Raw genomic sequence first — 19,688 nt, forward strand, 5'->3', positions numbered from 1 at the left:
GGCCGCCCTTTGCGTGTATTTTCATGGTCTTCGTGGGGCCAAGAGGCCACATGTGATTTCACGATTTAGAAGAACGAGCGTCGCTGCCACCAGCCGCCGCGCTTCGGCTTGTCGCTATCGTCGTCATCGGATGACTGTTCAGCGTTGCTTGTCACCACCGGCTCTGCGGGAGCACTAGACTGGCGCGGTGTGGTGATGGCCACGTCTTCCGCTTTCGTCGTGTCAGAGGACGATGCGTCTTCAGACAGAGCCGCGGGTGCCTCGTTTGCGACTTTGTCGGGGGACGACATGACGGCGCTTTCAGGTTTTGCCGGGCTCGCGACCACATCAGACGCCTGTTCCGGCTCTGCATCAACCACTGGCGTCTCTACAGGAGACGCGATTGGCTGAATGGCAGAGGCCGAATAGGCAGGCTTGTCATAGGTTGCAGCGGGTGCCGCAGCCGGAGTTGCATCCTCGAGAACAGGGGCCTTTTCTGCCGGAGCCTCAACGTCCTTGGCTGCATCGTCAACAGACGTGTCTGTCGTTGGCTGCTTATCTTGCGAAGCAACATCAGATGCAACGTCATGAGCTGCGTTGGCGGACACAGGCGCAGAAGGTTGCGCTGTTCCCGCTTCTGCGGCTGCAGGCTGCTGTACGTCGTCTTGCGACGATGCATTATCTCGATCACGCGGTTGTTCCGAGGAAGACGCATCAGCACCGTTTTCATCCGACCCATTTGCGTTTTCTTCGGCATTGCGCCGACCGCGCCGACCGCCGCGACGCCCACGACGGCGCTTGCGACGCGGCTCGTCTTCGCCGGTTTCAGAAGCCTGACGATTGTCATCGCCATCTGACTGAGTGTCGGACGACGCATCCGTGGTGTTCGGCGCATCCTCGTCGTCAGAGGAATTGTTGTCGCGTGCACTCGACTGGCCGTTGGCGTCGTTGTTGCCACCCCGACGCCGCTTGCGGCGACGGCGACGACGTTCGTCGCCGGATTTTTCCGTCTGCTCTTCGAGTTCGATTTCGTCGTCGTCGTCCTCGTCTTCGATTGCGGCTGCAGCCGCAATCGCCTTGGCATCGAGTTCGGCTTCAACTTCGTCAGGAATGACGTCGATAGTGTCCGGATGGATCGTCGGAATGATCTGCGGAACCTTGTCGCGGTCAATCGGATCGGAGCGTTCCAGAACGTAGAGCTGGCCGTTGACCATCTCATCCGCCTGCACCTGGATTTCGACACCGAAGCGATGTTCCAGAACCGTGAGGTTCGTGCGCTTCTGGTTGAGAATATAGAGCGCCACATTGGTCGCAGTGCGCAGCACCAGATTGTGGGTCACGCCCTTGAGAAGATTGTCCTCGATCGAGCGCAGAACATGCAGCGCAACCGATTCAACCGACCGGATCATCCCCGTGCCATGACAATGCGGGCAAGGCGACGTCGAGCTTTCCAGAACGCCGGTACGGATACGCTGGCGCGACATTTCCAGAAGACCGAAGTGCGAAATGCGACCCACCTGAATGCGGGCGCGGTCGTTTTTCAGGCATTCCTTTAGTTTGCGCTCAACCGACTTGTTGTTCTTGTTCTCCTCCATATCAATGAAGTCGATGACAACAAGACCGGCCAGATCACGCAGACGCAACTGGCGCGAGACTTCTTCAGCCGCTTCCAGGTTGGTCTGAAGCGCCGTGTCTTCGATGTTATGTTCGCGGGTCGACTTACCGGAGTTCACGTCGATGGAGACGAGTGCTTCGGTCTGATCGATGACGATGTAGCCGCCGGATTTCAACGTCACCTGTGGCGAGAACATAGCATCAAGCTGCGTTTCAACGCCAAAACGGATGAACAGCGGCGACGGGTCACGGTAAGGCTGAACATTCTTGGCATGGCTCGGCATGAGCATGCGCATGAAGTCCTTGGCCTCGCGATAGCCTTCTTCGCCAGCGACCAGCACTTGTTCGATATCCCGGTTGTAGAGATCTCGTATCGAGCGCTTGATCAGGCTGCCTTCCTCATAGACGAGGTAGGGCGCGCTGGACTTCAAGGTCAGCTCGCGTACCGTTTCCCACAATCGCATGAGATATTCAAAGTCGCGTTTTATCTCGGCCTTGGTGCGCGCAGCACCAGCTGTGCGCAGAATGACGCCCATGCCTTCCGGCACTTCCAGTTCGGAGGCGATCTTCTTCAGACGCTTGCGGTCGGCAGGCTGTGTGATCTTGCGGCTGATGCCACCACCGCGAGCGGTGTTTGGCATGAGAACCGAATAACGGCCAGCCAACGACAGATAAGTCGTAAGAGCAGCCCCCTTGTTGCCGCGCTCTTCCTTGACCACCTGCACCAGAATGACCTGGCGACGCTTGATGACTTCCTGGATCTTGTACTGGCGCTTCTGCTGGCGCTGGCGGCGCTCAGGAACTTCTTCCATTGCATCTTCAGCACCAACGGATTCGACCGAATCCTTGTCGTCATCATCATGTTCGTCATGGTGATCGGAAATATGTTTGTCGCCGCCGGTGTCGTCGTCTGCATCAGCGTCTTCCGCGACCGTATCGTCATCGGTGTGCGCATCGCTGGATTTTCTCCGGCGGCGGGACCGCCGCGACGGGCTCGGCTTGGCTTTTTCGTCGCTCTGCTCGTCCGTCTCATCGACAGACTCATCTTCCATCAAAGCCTGACGGTCGGCGAGCGGTATCTGGTAGTAGTCGGGATGGATTTCGCTGAAGGCGAGGAACCCGTGCCTGTTTCCGCCGTACTCGACAAAGGCAGCCTGAAGGGATGGTTCTACCCTTGTTACCTTTGCAAGATAAATGTTACCGCGTAACTGCTTTCTGTTTGCTGCTTCAAAGTCGAATTCTTCAACTCGGTTGCCGCGCACCACCACAACCCGGGTTTCTTCCGGGTGGGCCGCGTCGATCAGCATTTTGTTTGCCATTGAATCGTATCTCCACGCAAACGGCTCGGCCCGGCGCCCTCTGAGAGCGCGAATCGGTCAAAGTCGAGAAGGTTTGCGTAATGTTTTCGTCGGGATTGGGTCGGGGTACAGCGTCGGGAGCGGCGAGCCAACCAACATAAGCGCCCAGCTTAACGGGGCCTGCTGATATGTTGGTCGTCTGATGCATCGCGCAGTCCTTTTTGGGGCAACGCTGCCCAATTTGTTTGTCTCATCTCGTATCGGCGTGCATGCCGCTCTTTTTTGATTGCGCGGCACACGAGCGTCGTTCGTGGATTACGCGACCGGGGGTCCACTTCTGCATTTTATTGCAGTATGGGACCGGGCCTCAGCCGTGGTCAGGCCGTTTCCTTATTTCGCTCCGAAGTTCTTCTTTTCTTCTGGGAAGTGGCCGAAATTCTGGCCGAGAAGCTATTCAGAGGTAAGATGATTGTGGAAATACTTCCAATTCGATCATCAACTAAGGTATCGGCATGTGACCGAAATCCATAGACTCGTTGTACGATCACGACGTTGCATTTGCAAGCAACGTGACAGCGATTGTCCATTTTATGTCATGTAAGCTGACCCAGTGTCTGCGGGTTGTGGGCAAAATACCCTGTTCTTATGGGGCCAATACACGATGATGCGCTGAGGAAGGAGAGGGCATGGGGTTCCGATCCCGATTGCCAGAGGTCGCCGGAAATCAGACGGACCGCCTATGGAAATGGGCTGGCTTGCGCCTTTTTCATGGGCTTTGGGCCGTTTTACTTGTGGGCGCTGCGGTATTCGCTGTGCTCTCACCTGCACGGGCGGCGGGGCGCACTCAGCATCATCAACCACTTGTGATTGCAAAGGCGGCGCAAAGCAGCCCTGCCAGGCAAGTGGGAGAGGGGCCGGTGCATGTGACTGCGGGGCGAGATCATCGGCGATGTCGTGCGCACGCGATTCGTCCTCGACCTCAATCAGCCCACGACTGTTTCAGTCTCTGCTTTGGCTGATCCCTATCGACTTGTGCTGGATATGCCGAAGGTGTCCTTTGATCTCAAGGCCAAGACCGGCAAGACGGGCCGAGGATTGATCAGTGCCTGTGGCGGTATGGCCTGTTTGCGCCGGGAAAGTCGCGTGTCGTCATTGACCTGAAGCGCCCGGTGACCATTGAAACGTCTTTCTCCATTCCGGCCCGCGATGGGCAACCGGCCCGCTATGTGCTGGATCTGGCACATTCCAACCGTGACAGCTTTCTCAAGCTGGTATCGCAAGATCGCGCGAAGGAACAGCATGCCGCTGTCGAGGGCAAAGGAGATCACGTGTCGATGCGCAAGGGCCCACGCTTGCCTGTCATTGTTCTTGATCCCGGTCATGGTGGCATCGACACAGGAGCACAAGGCGTGGATGGGGTGCTCGAGAAATCCATCGTTCTGGCCTTCGCAAAGACCCTGAAACGTCATCTCGAAAAGACCGGGCATTACGTCGTCTACATGACGCGGGATGACGACACCTTTATTCCCCTCGCCAAGCGGGTGGAGATTGCCCGCGATCATGATGCGGATCTGTTCGTTTCCATTCATGCAGATTCGGTGCGGCGCGGCGGGCGTTATGTGCGTGGAGCCACCGTCTACACCCTGTCTGACAAGGCATCGGATGATCTGGCGCAGGAAATGGCAGATTCCGAAAACAGATCGGACATCATCGCCGGAGTTGATCTGCCGGATCAGAAAAAGGATGTGACGGATATTCTTCTCGATCTGGTGCGCCGGGAAAGTCGTAATTTTTCGGTCATGTTCGCTCGAGACCTGATAGGTGCCATGAAGAACAAGGTTTTGCTGATCAAGAATCCCCACCGGTCTGCCGGTTTTGTGGTTCTCAAGGCCCATGATGTGCCGTCGGTTCTGGTGGAACTGGGGTATTTGTCGAGATCGTAAAGACGAGGATCTGTTGGGATCGACGCCGTGGCGTGAGCGGATGGCCGGGGCGATGGTCAAGGCTGTCGATGTGTTTTTTGAACCGCGCCTGCGGGCACTCGAACAAAAGACCGTCGACAAGGAGCGCTCCTTGAATTGACGCGCGCGAGTGCGGCGGGTATGTCGTGGCGCAAAGGGGCTTCCTGGCAGTTCGCGCGGTTTTGATTTCGCATCTCCGGGCCGGGGAAGACGTCGGGGCTTTTGCAGAACTGTTCGGCAGATCGCCATGCTTTTACCGGGCGTGATCGCCGACGCCTCAGCATTGCCATATTACTAGGAGAATTGGAGCGCTGGACAGCTCTGTATGTGCGGGCGATAAAAAGCCCAACTGCATGTATCTTGTGTTAGACAGCAGCGATCAATCAAACAGAACCGGGAAAGATGAGCCCCGCAGTATGAAGTTTCTGGCCAAATTTTTTGGATACCTCTTCGGCATCGGAGCCGCGCTCGGACTGGTTGCCGCAGCCGGGGTGTGGATCTACCTTCAGCATATCAGTCAGGATTTGCCCGACTATAAGGCGTTGAAGGACTATGAGCCCCCCGTCATGACACGCGTGCATGCCGCTGACGGCTCCCTGCTGACAGAATATGCAACACAGAAGCGGATGTTTCTGCCCATTCAGGCCGTTCCTGATCTGCTGAAGGATGCTTACATCTCGGCAGAAGACAAGAACTTCTATCATCATATCGGAATTGACCCGGTCGGCATCATGCGCGCCGCTTTTCGCTATTTGCAGAACTTCGGGTCTGGCCGTCGTCCTGAAGGGGCATCGACGATCACCCAGCAGGTGGCCAAGAACTTCCTGCTCACCAATGAAGTTTCGATCGTCCGCAAGATCAAGGAAGCGATTCTGGCGCTGCGTATCGAGCAGACCTTCTCCAAGCCGAAGATTCTCGAACTTTATCTCAATGAGATCTATCTCGGCATGGGGTCTTATGGTGTTGCTGCTGCGTCACTATCATATTTCGACAAGTCGGTGAATGAGCTGGATCTGGCGCAGATGGCGTATCTGGCGGCGTTGCCCAAGGCGCCGAACAACTATCAGCCGTTCCTGCATCACGACCGCGCTGTCACCCGCCGCAACTGGGTGATCGACCGTATGGTCGAGAATGGCTATGTCACGGCAGAGCAGGGCGAAAAGGCCAAGGCCGAGCCGCTGAAGGTCGTGACGCACCATCAGAACCACGCGCCTTATTACGCAGAATATTTCACCGAGGATGTGCGCCGCCAGGTGGCCGACATCTATGGCAAGAAGAAGCTTTACGAAGGCGGCCTGTCGGTACGCACCACGCTGAAGCCGAAATATCAGCGGTTGGCTCGCAAGGCGCTTCAGGATGGCCTGATGAATTACGACCGGGGGCACACCAATTGGCACGGCAAGATCGACACGATCTCCATTGATGCGGACTGGGGTGTGCCTTTGTCCAAGGTCAAGGATCTGACCGATCTGCCCAATTGGGAACTGGCCGTCGTGCTCAAGAGCGGTGGCGATCAGGCGACCGTTGGCTTGCGTCCGAAGGATCTGCCCGGCGGCAAGCTTTCAAGCAAGCGCACCGAAGGCATTGTCAAGCTCGACAGCATGAAGTGGGCGCGCGTCAAAGGTCATGCCCCGTCGAAGGTTTCAGATGTGCTGTCGCCCGGCGACGTGGTCTATGTCTCCGTGGATGGCAAGCAGACCGGCGTCTACGATCTCCAGCAGATCCCGTCCGTGTCTGGTGCGCTGGTGGCGATGGACCCTTACACGGGCCGTGTGCTGGCCATGGTCGGGGGCTTCAGCTACGACCTCAGCGAGTTCAATCGAGCTACACAGGCCTATCGTCAGCCCGGGTCTTCATTCAAGCCGTTTCTTTATTCGGCTGCCCTCGACAATGGCTACACCCCCTCGTCGGTGATCATGGATGCGCCTATCGAGATCCAGCAGGGTCCGGGACAGGATCCTGGAAACCGCAGAACTACGAAGGCAAGTTCTATGGTCCTTCGACACTGCGGACCGGGATCGTGCACTCACGAAACGTCATGACAGTGCGTCTGGCGCAGGACATGGGCATGCCGCTTGTGGCGCAATACGCCCAGCGTTTCGGGATCTATGATCACCTCAAGCCAGTGCTGTCGATGGCTCTGGGGGCGGGCGAAACCACGGTTATGCGTCTGACTTCTGCCTATGCGACAATCGCCAATGGGGGACGTCGCATTCATCCCACGCTGATCGACCGGATCCAGGATCGTTACGGCCATACGATCTACAAGCACGACAGCCGTATTTGCGAAGGCTGTAATGATGCCAAGTGGGACAATCAGCCTGAGCCCAAGTTGATCGACAACCGTGAACAGGTTCTCGATCCGATGACCGCCTACCAGATCACCTCGATGATGGAAGGTGTTATTCAGCGCGGCACGGGCAGCAAGGTCAAGGCCGTCGTGCATCGTCCGGTGGCTGGCAAGACCGGCACCACCAACGATGAAAAGGACGCCTGGTTCATGGGCTTCACGCCCAATCTGACCGTTGGGGTCTTCGTTGGTTATGACACGCCCAAATCGCTTGGCCGTCAGGGCACAGGTGGTTATGTCGCAGCGCCCATCTTTGCCGAGTTCGTTCATTCTGTTCTCAAGGACAAGCCGAAGGTGGATTTCCGCGTTCCCAAAGGCATCCAGCTTATTCCGATCAACCGCACCACTGGCCTGCGGACCACGGCAGGGGCACCAGGATCGATCCTGGAAGCGTTCAAGCCGGGGATGGAACCGCCTGACAGCTATTCCATTATTGGCGACGAAGACAGCATTGGTGCGCCGATGCAGAACGTCTCCCCCGAGGCCAACAAGGCCGTCCTCAGTGGCACGGGCGGTCTCTACTGATCGGGCTCGCCCGGCCAACATCTTTGGCGGTCTGAGCAGTTTACAAGCCGCGTTGCAAACCGCTAATGTCCGCCGCAAAATCAGCCCTGTCGACACGTCCTGTCGGCAGGGCTTCTGTCACCATATCAGGAGGTATCCGATGCGCGCCGAGATCGAAGGCATCGTCGATGAAATCAAGCAGGCCATAAGCCTGCTGAGGAGGCATCTTTGACTGGGATCAGGCCCTTGTCAGACTGGACGAGCTGAACGCTCTGTCCGAGAATCCCGATCTATGGAATGACCCGACTAAAGCGCAAAAGCTGATGCGCGAGCGCCAGCAACTGGACGATGGTATTTCTGGTGTCCGTTCGCTGGAACAGGACATGGCCGACAACATCGAGCTGATTGAACTTGGCGAGATGGAAGATGATGCCTCGGTGATCAAGGATGCTGAAGACGGCCTCAAGGGGCTCTTGAGCAAAGTCAATCAGCTTCAGTTGCAGTCCTTGTTGTCTGGTGAAGCCGATGGCAATGACACTTACGTCGAGATCAACTCCGGCGCGGGTGGCACCGAGAGCTGCAGGACTGGGCTTCGATGTTGTTGCGCATGTACCGTCGTTGGGCCGAAAAGCGCGGCTTCAAGGTCGAAGTGCTGGAATACCATGACGGCGAAGAAGCTGGCATCAAGTCGGCCACGTTGCAGATCAAGGGTGAGAACGCTTATGGCTGGATGAAGACCGAGTCTGGTGTTCATCGTCTGGTGCGGATCTCGCCTTACGACAGCAATGCCCGCCGTCACACCAGCTTCTCCAGTGTCTGGGTCTATCCGGTGATTGATGATTCGATTGATATCGACATCAATGAGAGCGATTGCCGTATTGATACATACCGTGCGTCTGGCGCTGGTGGACAGCACGTCAACACGACAGACTCTGCCGTGCGTATCACGCACCAGCCGACCGGGATCGTCGTGCAGTGTCAGAGCGAGCGATCGCAGCATAAAAACCGGGCCACCGCCTGATCCATGCTGAAAGCGCGTATGTATGAGGCCGAACTGAAAAAGCGCGAAGAGGCTGCCAATGCCGAGCAGGCTGGCAAGACCGACATCGGTTGGGGGCATCAGATTCGGTCTTATGTTTTGCAGCCGTATCAGCTCGTCAAGGATCTGCGCACTGGCGTAGACAGCACGGCTCCGGGCGATGTGCTCGATGGAGACGTGGACAAGTTCATGGAAGCTGCACTCGCCCAACGTGTATTCGGGGGGGATGAAGTGCAGGTGGAAGACCTCGACTAACACAGGTTGGCCTTCCCAAATGATCGAAACTGAAAAGGCATTCTCTCTCGTGGAGGATGCCTTTTTTTATGAAAGTTTTGCGTCCGTCGATCACGTTTTTGCCGCGGCGTAAAATGTGATCACGTTCCAGTGATGTTGTTCACGAATGAGAAAGGTCTTGAGAGCAAGGAAGGTGCTAGTGGAAATTACGTATACTAGCGAGGGCCCTGAGATTGGCTTTATTGGAATTTTCCGATTGCAAGGCAACTGTTGAAGCACTCATGCGCTCGAATGCCGTGGCTGAAATTGCGCCAGATGGCACCTTGCGAGTTGTAAACGAGAAGTTTGCCACACTCTTTGAGACTGAGGTAAAGAGGCTGATCGGGCAGGCACACTCCGATCTGTTGTCACCGGAAACCGCCCGCACATTGGCTAAGGTCGGATTTCTGGGCGGATCTTGCCCAGGGAAACCTCGCCAGGGCGAATTCCACTTCCATGTCGCATCAACAGACAAGGAAATCTGGCTTGATCTCACCTACACACCGGTCATGGGGCGCAGGGGAAAATTGGCCAAAGTGGTGCTGATGGGTCGTGATGTAACGGCGCGAAAGCGTTCCGTTCGGGGCAATCAGGGGGTGATTGATGCCATCAACCGGTCTCAGGCCGTCATCCATTTCAAGCCGGATGGTACCATCCTGCACGCCAACGCGAATTTCCTGAAGACACTTGGTTATGAGGCGGAGGAAGTTGAGGGCAAGCATCATCGCATGTTTGTTGATCCTGATTTTGCAAAGAGCGCCGAATACGCAAGGTTCTGGGAAAAGCTGGGGGCTGGTGAGTATCAGTCCGATGTCTATCGCCGCCTTGGAAAAGGCGCCCGGGAGGTTTGGATTCAGGCCACCTACAACCCGATCTTTGACGAAGAGGGCAATCTTTATGAGATCGTCAAATTTGCAACCGACATCACAGGTGCAACGAACCGGCGTATCTTGCGCGAGCAGGCCCAGCATCAGATTGACGGCCAACTTGTACAGATTGCCGGGTCAATCTCGCATCTGACCGATCAGGCTTCGGGGTCTGCTGTCGCGTCCTTTAAAACGGTCGAGAGCGCGCAAAGCGTTGCAGCCGGTGCAGAGGAACTGGTCGGGTCGATCCAGAGCATTCAATCGCAGGCCCAGACTGCGCGTGAAATCTCCGCTCAAGCGGTGGGCGAAGCGTCCCGCTCGGACGAGATCATGATTGGCCTGACCCATGACGCCGAAACGATCAATGATGTCATTGAGATCATTTCCTCCGTAGCCGCACAGACAAACCTTTTGGCGTTGAATGCGACCATTGAGGCGGCGCGGGCCGGTGAAATGGGGCGGGGCTTTGCCGTGGTTGCCAATGAGGTCAAGGATCTGGCTTTGCGTACCAGTCAGGCTGCGGCCAAGATTGGCGAGCAGATCACGCGGATGCAGGACACCACCAAGCAGGCGGTTGCCGCGAACCGGAACATTTTGTCGATCATCAACCAGATGAGCGACATTTCCTCCGGCATTTTGGTGGCTGTGGAAGCGCAGACCTCTGTCAGCGAAGAAATCTCCTCCAACCTCCAGACCGTCTCGCAAGGCGTGGAAATGGTCTCTGATACGATCAAGACCATTTCGTCAACGACGTCGGAGATTGACGCAGCGACACAAAGCGTCCGCAAGACCTCCGCTGCATTGGCGTAACGGGAGATCGACCGGCGGCCCTCGCCGGATCGGGAGATAAAAAGGCAGCGGTTTCCGGACAGGGAGCCGCTGCTTTTGTATGAGGTGCGATGGAGTTCTGCGGTTCAGAGGATTTGGTGGATTTCGTCACCCACGTTGACAAATCCCATCGGATCAATTGCATGACCATTCTTGCGGATCTCATAATGCAGGTGTGGCCCGGTTGAGCGTCCTGTGCTGCCAACGCGGCCGATGGTTTGGCCTTCGGCAACTTTTTCGCCTGCCGTGACGAGCAGTTTGCTCATATGACCATAGCGCGTGATCAGTCCGCTCTTGTGGCGAATGGCCACCATATTGCCGTAGCCTCCTGTCCATCCGGCGCGAAGCACAGTGCCATCTGCCGTTGCATGAACGGGAGAGCCCCACATGGCCTTGAAATCGACGCCAGTGTGCATGGCGAGCTTGTTGAGGAACGGATCTTCCCGCGGCCCATAGGGGCTGGAAATGGCATGAGACGCAACGGGTCGGTTCAGCGGTATCAGTGGCAGCTTCGAGGCAATGAGTTCCAGTTCGGACAGCGCCTGATTGGTACGCAGGGCCGTTGCCTCGAAGGCATTGGCGGGCGTGTAGGGCACATAGGGACCGCCGACATCATCGGACTGCAAGACCATGCTACGGATCGTTGGTGATAGCGGCGAGAGCGCCGTCTTCAATCGTCTGGTCTTTTCCATGGCGGCAAGCGCCAGTGTCGTCAGGGTTTTTTTGTAGTCAGCGCCGATGCGGCTCAATGTCTGGGCCACCTGAGCCAGATGCTGGCGATCTTGCGTGATGCGTGTTGCCGTCGGATCCGTTGCATTTGAAGATGAATGCCATGCGCCTGAAGCGGTCCCGCCTGAGACGGCGGGTGCATCAAAAGGGTCGGGGGTACTGCCTCTCAAGCCGAGGGCTGTGATCGGGTCCTGAATGGGTTCAGGTTCGCCACCGATTGCCGATGGGTCTTCCATGGCAAGCTCTTCCGGTTTTTGCAAGGGAACAGCGGGAGAAAGCGACAGCCCAAGGCCGCTGTCTGCGGCGCGCTTCATCAGATCTGAGACAACGATATGTTGCTGCGACAACTGATTCTGGCGTTTGAGAAGGCTGCTGAGTTTGGTTTCAACGGTGTTGCGTTCAAGCGCCTGAGTGCTGCGCAGGCGATCAATCTCGGAGCGCAGGCGGGCAATGCGTGTCTCATAGCCTTGCGCCACGCGCGCCTTGTCTTGTGAAGCGTGGGTCGTGATCGACTGGCGCATGGACGTAAAGACCATTTTACCGGTCCAGCCCGCTCCGATTGTGACAATCACAAGCGCTACTGTTGCCATCATCTGTCTGCGAGACAGGCCAAGCCGGGTGGTTTTGCCCACTGATCGCGAAGTGCGATCAGTGGCATTGACGGAAGAGGAGCCGGGGTGATTGAAGTTGGGTCGATAACGGGTCACGGACACACCAGTTGAAACCTTGAAAACTGACAAGCCCATTTAAAAACCGGTAAGGTTAATATTCTGTGGTTTGTCGTTCAGGTTGCAGTTCTGCACGCGTGAATTGCGGGGATGTCAGTTCTTTGCCGTGAGAGTGCGAACAGCCTCAAGAACCTTCTCCGCATGGCCGGCAACTTTCACCTTGGGCCAGATTTCAGCCAGTGTTCCGTCCGCAGCAACCAGGAAGGTCGACCGTTCGACACCCATATATTTGCGTCCGTACATAGACTTCTCGACCCATACGCCATAGGCCTCGCACACAGCCTTGTCTTCATCAGAGGCGAGGCGAACCTTCAGGTTATGCTTGGCCTTGAATTTTTCGTGTTTGGGCAAAGCATCAGGAGAAATGCCGATGATGGTTGTGTTCAGCGCCGCAAACTCTTCGATGAGGTCGGAGAACGCAATTGCTTCCTTTGTGCAGCCGGGCGTGTCGGCTTTCGGGTAGAAATAGATCACGACCGGATGTCCGAGACACTCCGACAATTTAACACCCTGTTCACCATCCGCGGGCAGTGTGAACTCGGGAGCAGGGCTGCCGATGGTTAAGTCAGTCATGTTGCCTTCCTTACGTCACAGTGAGCGGGTTTATGCGCAGAATGCGAAACCCTTGGCCGTGTCGACTTTTGGTGCTTATCAATTATCATAGGCACCTGTCCCGACTGGTCAATCTTTGGCTGAACGAAGCAAACCAAAAAGATCACTGAATTCAGGTGCCAAGGAACAAGAGTTCAACGGGAATGGGAAACGAATCGGACACACCTGAGGTCAAGCCAAAACGGCGCTTCCGCATGCGAAAGCGAACCTATTTTATTGGCCTCCTGCTGGCGCTCCCCCTGTTCCTTTTGACGGGCATCGCTTGTGCACTGATTTATTGCTACGCCGTGGGCCCGATCCATGTGCCGATGCTGGCCCAGATGCTGGCTGAAAAAGTCGATCACGATAATGTTTCTCTGACCATTGCCGATGCCACCATCGACTTCTCCTCCGACGAGGGGATCGCGGTCGAATTGCGTGAAGCGCATCTCAAGGTCAAGGGGCAGGTACAGGTGGATGTGATCCTGCCACGAATCAAGGCGCCGGTCAGCGGCAAGGCGCTTTTGGCCGGACGGTTGAATTTTGCCTCGCTTTCTCTGGAACGCCCGCATGTGGTCGTCGGGGTTCAGCAGGGCGGTGGCCGTATCCCACAAATGTCGTCATTGGTTGAGGCTGCCGACCGGGTGGCCGCCGTTGTGGACCGCGAGTTTGCCCGTCGCCGCCTGAAACGCTTTTCCGTCTCCAACGGCAGCGTCGCTCTGACGGGCGCTTTTCCTCGCCGTATTCGCGGTATTGATGCGATTCTGACCCGCAGCCGACGCGGGAATATTCATGGCAATGTTCGTATCGTTGGCCGGTTCGGAGCCTGGCATGCGCAGTTGCGCCGCGATCCGGTCAACACAGCCAAGCCGAATGGCACGCGCGACCTGGATTTCACAGTCGAGAACATCACTCTCGGTGATCTGCTCAATGCGGATCCGGGCAGTCAATCGGGCAAGGGGATGGGCCTGCCGTTGACGATGGTTTTTCAGGCCAAGATGAACCAGAAGGAAGGATCCTTCCAGAGTGCGTCCATGGCGGTGCGTGGAAAGTCGGGCTGGTTACAGCTTGGCAAGACCACCTTGCGTTATGACGATGCCGCTGTCGGGCTACGCTGGATCAAGAACCAGAAAACCATCGAGATTACAGATCTGCACGGGGAATACGCCAATTCCAGTCTGGCGTTTCGTGGCCTGCTGCACCCGCCTGAAAAAAAGGGTCGCAGTGGGGCTTTTCTCTGACCTCCAACATGGCGAAATTCGGGTCATCGGACATTCCAAGCGCGCCCGTGCGTGTGGATGAGATCAACGCTGGTGGTCGCTTTGACATGGACACTCATACGCTGTTCATCGACAATGCCCATTTGCAGTCAGGGCCGGCGACGGTGGATGCCAAGGGATCAGTCGACATCCGGCCCGATGGTCCCTATCTCGCATTGGCTTTGGCGGCGCATGACGTTCCTGTCGGTCTGGCCAAGCAGATCTGGCCAATCACGCTTGTTCCACCGGGGCGGCGCTGGGTGATTGATCATATCAAGACGGGTCTTGTGACCGCCATGCAGGTGACGGCATCGGTGCGGCCTCCGGCCTTCAATTCGAAGGATCCGAACGCCGGTTGGTCAGGTAATGACGTGACCATGGACATGTCGTTTTCGGATATGGCGGTGCAGCCGCTCGACACCATGCCGGAGATCGAGGGCATCGACGGCACGGTGAAGGTTGCTAATGAACTGATGACCATTTCCGGTAAGGACGGGAAGATTGACGGCGCAACGCCCGTGGAGATCCCGCAGGGCACCTTTCAGATCACCAATCTGACACAGAAGCACGGCAAGGATGGTATTCTGGACCTGACCACCAAGGGCGAGGCGAAGACGGTTGCAGGTATTCTCAATCTGCCACCGTTCAACGTGATGGACCGGGCCAAGATTGATGCGTCGGGCCTGTCAGGCCAAAGCACCTTGCAGATCCATGCCAAATTGCCTTTGGAAAAAAATTTGGCCATTTCAGATCTGGATTGGTCAGCCAAGGCGTCCCTGAAAAACTTCTCCTCCAAGGCGCAGATCGAGGGGCATTCCATTCACGATGCTGATCTTGATGTCGATGCTGAACCGTCGAAGGTCGCCGTCAAGGGCAAGGGCGTTATGGATGGCCTGAAGGCCGATATTGACTTGCTGGTGCCAGTGGGTGGCGCTGATGTCGATGGCCATCAGGGTGTGTCTCTGTCGGTTACGGCTGCCGATTTGAAAAAGCGCGGAGTTGATCTGACGGCCTTTCTTGATGGGGCAATGAAGATCTCCGTGGATGCAGAGCCTGATCAGCAGAGTTTCAAAGTGGATCTGACCAACGCGCAGATCCGTCTTGCACCGCTTGGCTGGGAAAAAAACAAGGGTGTGCCGGCGACGGCTTCCTTCCAGTTGATCGAGAAAGACGGCACCCGGCACATCGACAATCTTGTGCTCGATTCCGAGGGCGTGCATGTGGCGGGCAACGTCATTGTTTCCGACAGCGGTCAATTGCACAGCGCCACCTTCAAGGATTTTCAGTTACGGTCCGGGGACGATGCCTCAATGACCATTCGCTCCACGGGGGCTGGCGCCTATCGTGTCGATTTGGAAGGCACCAGTTTCGACGCGCGCGGCCTGATCCGGCGTCTGAAGAGCGATGATACAGACAAAGGTGGCGATGCCGGTTTCAAGAAACTTGTCATCAATGCCAATCTCGACCGTGTAATCGGGTTCAATGGCATCAATCTTGCCAATTTCGGCGGCGTCATCGTGTCCACGGGTACGGGATTGCAGTCTGCCGATCTCACGGGGCTGCTGGAAGGCCGTTCCGCTTTCAGCTTTGAGTTGAACACCAAAGGCAAGATGGGCAAGGGGTCGGCGCTTGGCGTGTTTGACAATTCCGGCGCCCTGCTGCGGTTTCTCGATATCTACAAGCGGATGCGGGGCGGAAAGGGGCGTCTGCGTATTACCTTGAACTCGATGGACAAGTTTCAGGGCAGGTTCCAGGTCAGCGATTTCTCCATCTCGCAAGATCCTGCTCTGGCGAAACTTGCCCGGCGCCCGGATCTGTTTTCGGGGCGGCAGGGACAGATTGTTCGCCCTGGAGCTCCGTCTGCCGCTGCACGCACTGCCAATCTGGCTGTTGATGCGTCTTTCGACACCTTGCAGCTTTCTTTCGCGCGGGGCGGCAATATCCTGCGCGTCACCAAGGGTGCTTTGAAGGGTGTCGTCATCGGCGGAACGGTGTCTGGTGACGTCAATCTCAAAACTCAGGCACTCGATCTGACCGGAACCTTTGTACCGATTTACGCCCTCAACAACATTTTCGCCAAGATTCCGATCCTGGGCTTTGCGCTGGGGGGCACATCGGGCGAAGGCTTGATCGGCGTCACCTATGAGGTAAAGGGCACCACCGCCAAGCCGCAGATCAAAATTAATCCAATTTCGGCCATCGCGCCGGGGATCTTCCGCAAAATGTTCGAGTTCTGATCGACGCGTCTGTCGGTCTCACACAGACACCATTCATCAGGCAAAAGAAAAGGCCGGGCAATCAGGCCCGGCCTTTTCGTGAGAGGGTGATGGTTGTGATGCTTTGATCAGACCGGCTTCAAAAGCACATGCTTTTTCTTGCCCATCGACAATTTGATGATGCCGTCTGCCGTCAGGTCAGTGTCGGTCAGCGTGCGCTTGTCGTTCTGCTCTGCCACATCGTTGACGCGGATGGCGCCGCCTTTGATGTTGCGACGCACATCGCCGTTGGAGGCGCAAAGACCTGCGATGACAAACGCGTTGAGAATGCCGATCCCGGCGTTCAGATCCGCCTGAGGGATCTCAACCGTGGGCAGGCCGCTGGCGCTTTCACCTTCTTCAAAGGCCTTGCGGGCGGTTTCGGCAGAGGCTTCGGCAGCCTCGCGGCCATGAATGAGCGCGGTGGCTTCCGTTGCCAGCACTTTCTTGGCTTCGTTGATGCCTGCGCCTTCCAGGGCGGCAAGACGGGCGACCTCATCCAGCGGCAGGACCGTGAACAACTTCAGGAAGCGCTCGACATCGGCGTCTTCCGTGTTGCGCCAATACTGCCAATAGTCATAGGCGGACAGCATATTGGCATTCAGCCACACGGCTCCACCCATGGTCTTGCCCATCTTGGCGCCCGATGCTGTCGTCAGCAGGGGGGATGTCAGTGCATAAGCATCGACACTTTCCATGCGGCGGATCAGGTCGGTGCCTGACAGGATATTGGACCACTGGTCGGACCCGCCCATTTGCAGGCGACAGCCATGGGTCCGGTAGATCTCCAGATAGTCGTAGCCCTGCAACAACATGTAGTTGAATTCCAGGAACGACAGGTGCTGCTCACGTTCCAGACGCAGGCGCACACTGTCGCGCTGGATCATCTGATTGACGGAGAAGAAACGGCCGACCTCGCGCAGAAAGTCAACGTAGTTGAGTTTCATCAGCCAGTCGGCATTGTCCAGCATCACCGCATCGGTTGCGCCATCACCAAATGTCAGCAGCTTTTCGAAAACCTGGCGGATCCCCGCCTTGTTGCTTTCGATGGTGGCGTCATCCAGCATCTTGCGGGCTTCATCCTTGCCCGTCGGATCGCCAATGCGCGTTGTACCACTGCCCATCAGCGTGATCGGACGGTGGCCGGTCTGCTGGAACCAGTAAAGCATCATGATCTGCACGAGAGAGCCTGCATGCAGACTTTCCGCCGTGCAGTCGAAGCCGATATAGGCCGTGACGGTTTCCTTGGACAAAAGATCGTCGAGGCCACTCTCATCGGACATCTGATGAATGAAGCCACGTTCCTGCAACGTGCGCAAAAACTCGGATTTATACTCGGTCATATGTCTTCCCTGTGAAGACGGGCCTTTCGCCCGGCAAATCATTTGCAACCGCTATAGCGGACCTTTGGCAAGATTTCACGGGGGGAGATGAAAAAAGCGGAAAACTGCTCAGAATTCGGAGCGCTGTCCATGGTCGGCGGGCGGAGCATCTGACCCTGCCGTCATCTTCAGAAATCGGATCAGGGACATTGGAGCCTCGTCACCAACGCACATGTCCATGACGCAATGCGCCTCCACAGCCTCTTTTGCGCTGCGGGTAAACATTGCGTCTTCATAAGTCGTGAGAGCGGCCTCCACGTCTGTCGGGGGTGTTGCGATCGCCTCGGCAAGACAAAGGGCATCATACATGGCCAGATTGGCCCCTTCGCCACATGGCGGCATCAGATGCGCTGCGTCGCCAAGCAGCGTCACGCCTGCGACCCGTTGCCATCGGTGAGCATCGGGCAGAGCATGAAGCATCCGCAAGACAGGTATGGTGTCGCTGTCGGAAATCAGAGCTGTCAGGTCCGGGCACCATCCGGCAAATTCGGCGAGAATACGATTGGTCGCGGCTTTCGCATCAGTGAAGTCAATGGTCTCGAACCACTCGGCAGGTCGGCTGAGTTGCACATAGGTGTGAAGCACGCCATTGGCTTCGCGGTGGGCTGTAATCCCGTGGCCTGGCTGAAGCGCGAACATGCCACCGCATCCGACGGCTCTTGCCGATGCTGGGTGACGGACATCCGCATCATGCAGATATGTTTCAACAAAGGACGTACCGATATAGTGCGGCTTTGCCGTGGACAACAAAGGGCGCACTCTGGACCACGCTCCATCCGCGCCAACCAAAAGACACGTGGAAACGGTGGTGCCATTCTCGAACGTCAGCTGATGGTGTCCATTGCCCAAAGGCACGGCGCTTTTGAGTTTGTGTCCCCAGTTTACGGTGCCTTTCGGCAGGGAGGACAGGAGGATGTCTCGCAAATCGCCGCGCAGAACTTCCGGGCGTGTGCCGGTGCCGTCATCTTTATCCTCAAACAGCACCGTGCCGTTGCAGTCGAGCGCGCGTGTCGCTTCGCCGCCCTCGTGGATAATGGCGTGAAAAGCATCTCGCAGATCAGCCGCAGCAAGCGCAGCCTGTCCTGTTGCCTCATGAATATCGAGTTGGCCACACTGGGTTCTGGCCTCCGGTGAAGCGTCTGCCTCATAGACAATGACAGGCATGCCTTTGAGATGAAGCAAGCGGGCGAGTGTCAATCCGCCAAGGCCTGCACCAACAATGGTGATCGGGGTCATTTATTCCGCCTTTTTGAGTCTGGAACAATGTTCCATTTCAAAAGATTTGGAACATTGTTCCAGTCATGTCAATATGGATTCATGACATCCGAGAAAACACGATCACCAGACCGCCGCGCGGACGCTCTGACCAAGGCCCGTATCGTCGATGCCGCGATTGTCCTTCTGGACGGTGGTGGTGAACGCGCCCTGACGTTTCGTGCATTGGCCATGCAATTGGCAACCGGAAGTGGAGCGCTTTACTGGCATGTCGCCAATAAGGAGGAACTGCTTGTTGCAGCCACGGATCATGTTGTCGATCAGGTGATGCGAAATGCTGCCACTGTCGGCTCTCCCGAAGAGGTGATCCGCAAGGTGGCTCTCGGTGTGTTCGATGTGATTGATGCCCACCCCTGGGTCGGAACCCAGCTTTCGCGCGGGCCATCCCAGACGGCGATGCTTCAGATTTTCGAAAGCCTTGGTCAGCAGTTGCAACGGTTGGGGGTGCCTGAGAGAGGGTATTTCAATGCGGCCTCGGCGTTGTTCAATTATATTCTCGGAGTGGCGGGGCAGAATGCGGCAAATGCACGTTCACACGCGCCCGAGACCAGCAGGTATGAGGTGTTGTCCCGTTTTGCGGAGCAATGGTCAAAGCTTGATGCGCAGGAGTATCCCTTTATCCGCAAGGTGGCGGCTGAGTTGCCCGACCACGACGACCGCGAGCAGTTTCTGGCCGGAATCGACCTTATTCTCGCTGGCATCGAAAGCACTTTTTAAAGGCTGTGGCGGGACTGCACAGGCGCGCTGTGTGTTGCTG

General features: G+C 56.7%; 13 protein-coding genes and 2 pseudogenes. 9 read left to right on the forward strand and 6 right to left on the reverse strand.

Annotation, left to right across the window (positions count from 1 at the left end; all coding sequences use genetic code 11):
* Positions 1-65: 65 nt before the first annotated feature.
* Entirely contained in the window at positions 66-2,912 is a 2,847-nt protein-coding gene (locus AC0L7U_RS00070; RefSeq protein WP_473692808.1) for an Rne/Rng family ribonuclease, read from the reverse strand.
* Positions 2,913-3,845: 933 nt separating this feature from the next.
* Here AC0L7U_RS00070 and AC0L7U_RS00075 point away from each other — a divergent pair.
* From AC0L7U_RS00075 to AC0L7U_RS00090, 4 genes and pseudogenes are all read left to right on the forward strand, one after another.
* Positions 3,846-4,052 (forward strand): hypothetical protein, encoded by a 207-nt coding sequence (locus AC0L7U_RS00075; protein ID WP_473692810.1) that lies wholly within the window; start codon positions 3,846-3,848, stop codon positions 4,050-4,052.
* 8 nt (positions 4,053-4,060) lie between these two features.
* Positions 4,061-4,834, forward strand: a complete 774-nt coding sequence (locus AC0L7U_RS00080) for an N-acetylmuramoyl-L-alanine amidase family protein (protein ID WP_473692812.1) — start codon at positions 4,061-4,063, stop codon at positions 4,832-4,834.
* 13 nt (positions 4,835-4,847) lie between these two features.
* On the forward strand, positions 4,848-4,973 hold the full coding sequence (locus AC0L7U_RS00085) for a hypothetical protein (RefSeq protein ID WP_473692814.1): 126 nt from the start codon (positions 4,848-4,850) through the stop codon (positions 4,971-4,973).
* A gap of 304 nt (positions 4,974-5,277) precedes the next feature.
* A pseudogene (locus tag AC0L7U_RS00090) lies at positions 5,278-7,727 on the forward strand (penicillin-binding protein 1A).
* A 40-nt stretch (positions 7,728-7,767) separates the two neighbouring features.
* Here AC0L7U_RS00090 and AC0L7U_RS00095 read toward each other — a convergent pair.
* Positions 7,768-7,932, reverse strand: coding sequence for a hypothetical protein (locus AC0L7U_RS00095; protein WP_473695924.1), 165 nt, complete (start codon positions 7,930-7,932; stop codon positions 7,768-7,770).
* Here AC0L7U_RS00095 and prfB point away from each other — a divergent pair.
* Together prfB and AC0L7U_RS00105 are read left to right on the forward strand one after the other, a co-directional pair.
* Positions 7,867-9,000 (forward strand): annotated as a pseudogene (prfB, locus tag AC0L7U_RS00100) (peptide chain release factor 2). The gene AC0L7U_RS00095 and the pseudogene prfB sit on opposite strands and share 66 nt — an antisense overlap.
* Positions 9,001-9,260: 260 nt before the next feature.
* Complete coding sequence (locus tag AC0L7U_RS00105) at positions 9,261-10,694, forward strand: methyl-accepting chemotaxis protein (protein WP_473692816.1); 1,434 nt, start codon at positions 9,261-9,263, stop codon at positions 10,692-10,694.
* A 104-nt stretch (positions 10,695-10,798) separates the two neighbouring features.
* Here the strand turns inward: AC0L7U_RS00105 and AC0L7U_RS00110 are convergent, their stop codons facing one another.
* Together AC0L7U_RS00110 and bcp are read right to left on the reverse strand one after the other, a co-directional pair.
* Positions 10,799-12,148 (reverse strand): M23 family metallopeptidase, encoded by a 1,350-nt coding sequence (locus tag AC0L7U_RS00110; protein WP_473692818.1) that lies wholly within the window; start codon positions 12,146-12,148, stop codon positions 10,799-10,801.
* A gap of 114 nt (positions 12,149-12,262) precedes the next feature.
* Positions 12,263-12,742 (reverse strand): thioredoxin-dependent thiol peroxidase, encoded by a 480-nt coding sequence (gene bcp / locus AC0L7U_RS00115; RefSeq protein ID WP_473692820.1) that lies wholly within the window; start codon positions 12,740-12,742, stop codon positions 12,263-12,265.
* A gap of 182 nt (positions 12,743-12,924) precedes the next feature.
* Between bcp and AC0L7U_RS00120 the strand changes: the two genes are divergently transcribed.
* The gene (locus tag AC0L7U_RS00120) at positions 12,925-14,001 is read left to right on the forward strand and encodes a hypothetical protein (protein ID WP_473692822.1); all 1,077 of its coding nucleotides are present in this window, start codon (positions 12,925-12,927) and stop codon (positions 13,999-14,001) included.
* Between the two features lie 8 nt (positions 14,002-14,009).
* On the forward strand, positions 14,010-16,256 hold the full coding sequence (locus AC0L7U_RS00125) for a hypothetical protein (RefSeq protein WP_473692824.1): 2,247 nt from the start codon (positions 14,010-14,012) through the stop codon (positions 16,254-16,256).
* 107 nt (positions 16,257-16,363) lie between these two features.
* Here AC0L7U_RS00125 and tyrS read toward each other — a convergent pair whose 3' ends face one another.
* A complete protein-coding gene (tyrS, locus tag AC0L7U_RS00130; RefSeq protein ID WP_473692826.1) occupies positions 16,364-17,617 on the reverse strand; it encodes a tyrosine--tRNA ligase in 1,254 nt (417 codons plus the stop codon).
* 108 nt (positions 17,618-17,725) lie between these two features.
* Complete coding sequence (locus AC0L7U_RS00135) at positions 17,726-18,892, reverse strand: FAD-dependent oxidoreductase (RefSeq protein WP_473692828.1); 1,167 nt, start codon at positions 18,890-18,892, stop codon at positions 17,726-17,728.
* Positions 18,893-18,973: 81 nt separating this feature from the next.
* On the opposite strand from AC0L7U_RS00135, the gene AC0L7U_RS00140 reads away from it, so the two are divergent.
* Complete coding sequence (locus tag AC0L7U_RS00140) at positions 18,974-19,648, forward strand: TetR/AcrR family transcriptional regulator (RefSeq protein WP_473692830.1); 675 nt, start codon at positions 18,974-18,976, stop codon at positions 19,646-19,648.
* Positions 19,649-19,688 lie beyond the last annotated feature (40 nt).

The organism is Roseibium sp. 10G30-5, from assembly GCF_055809635.1.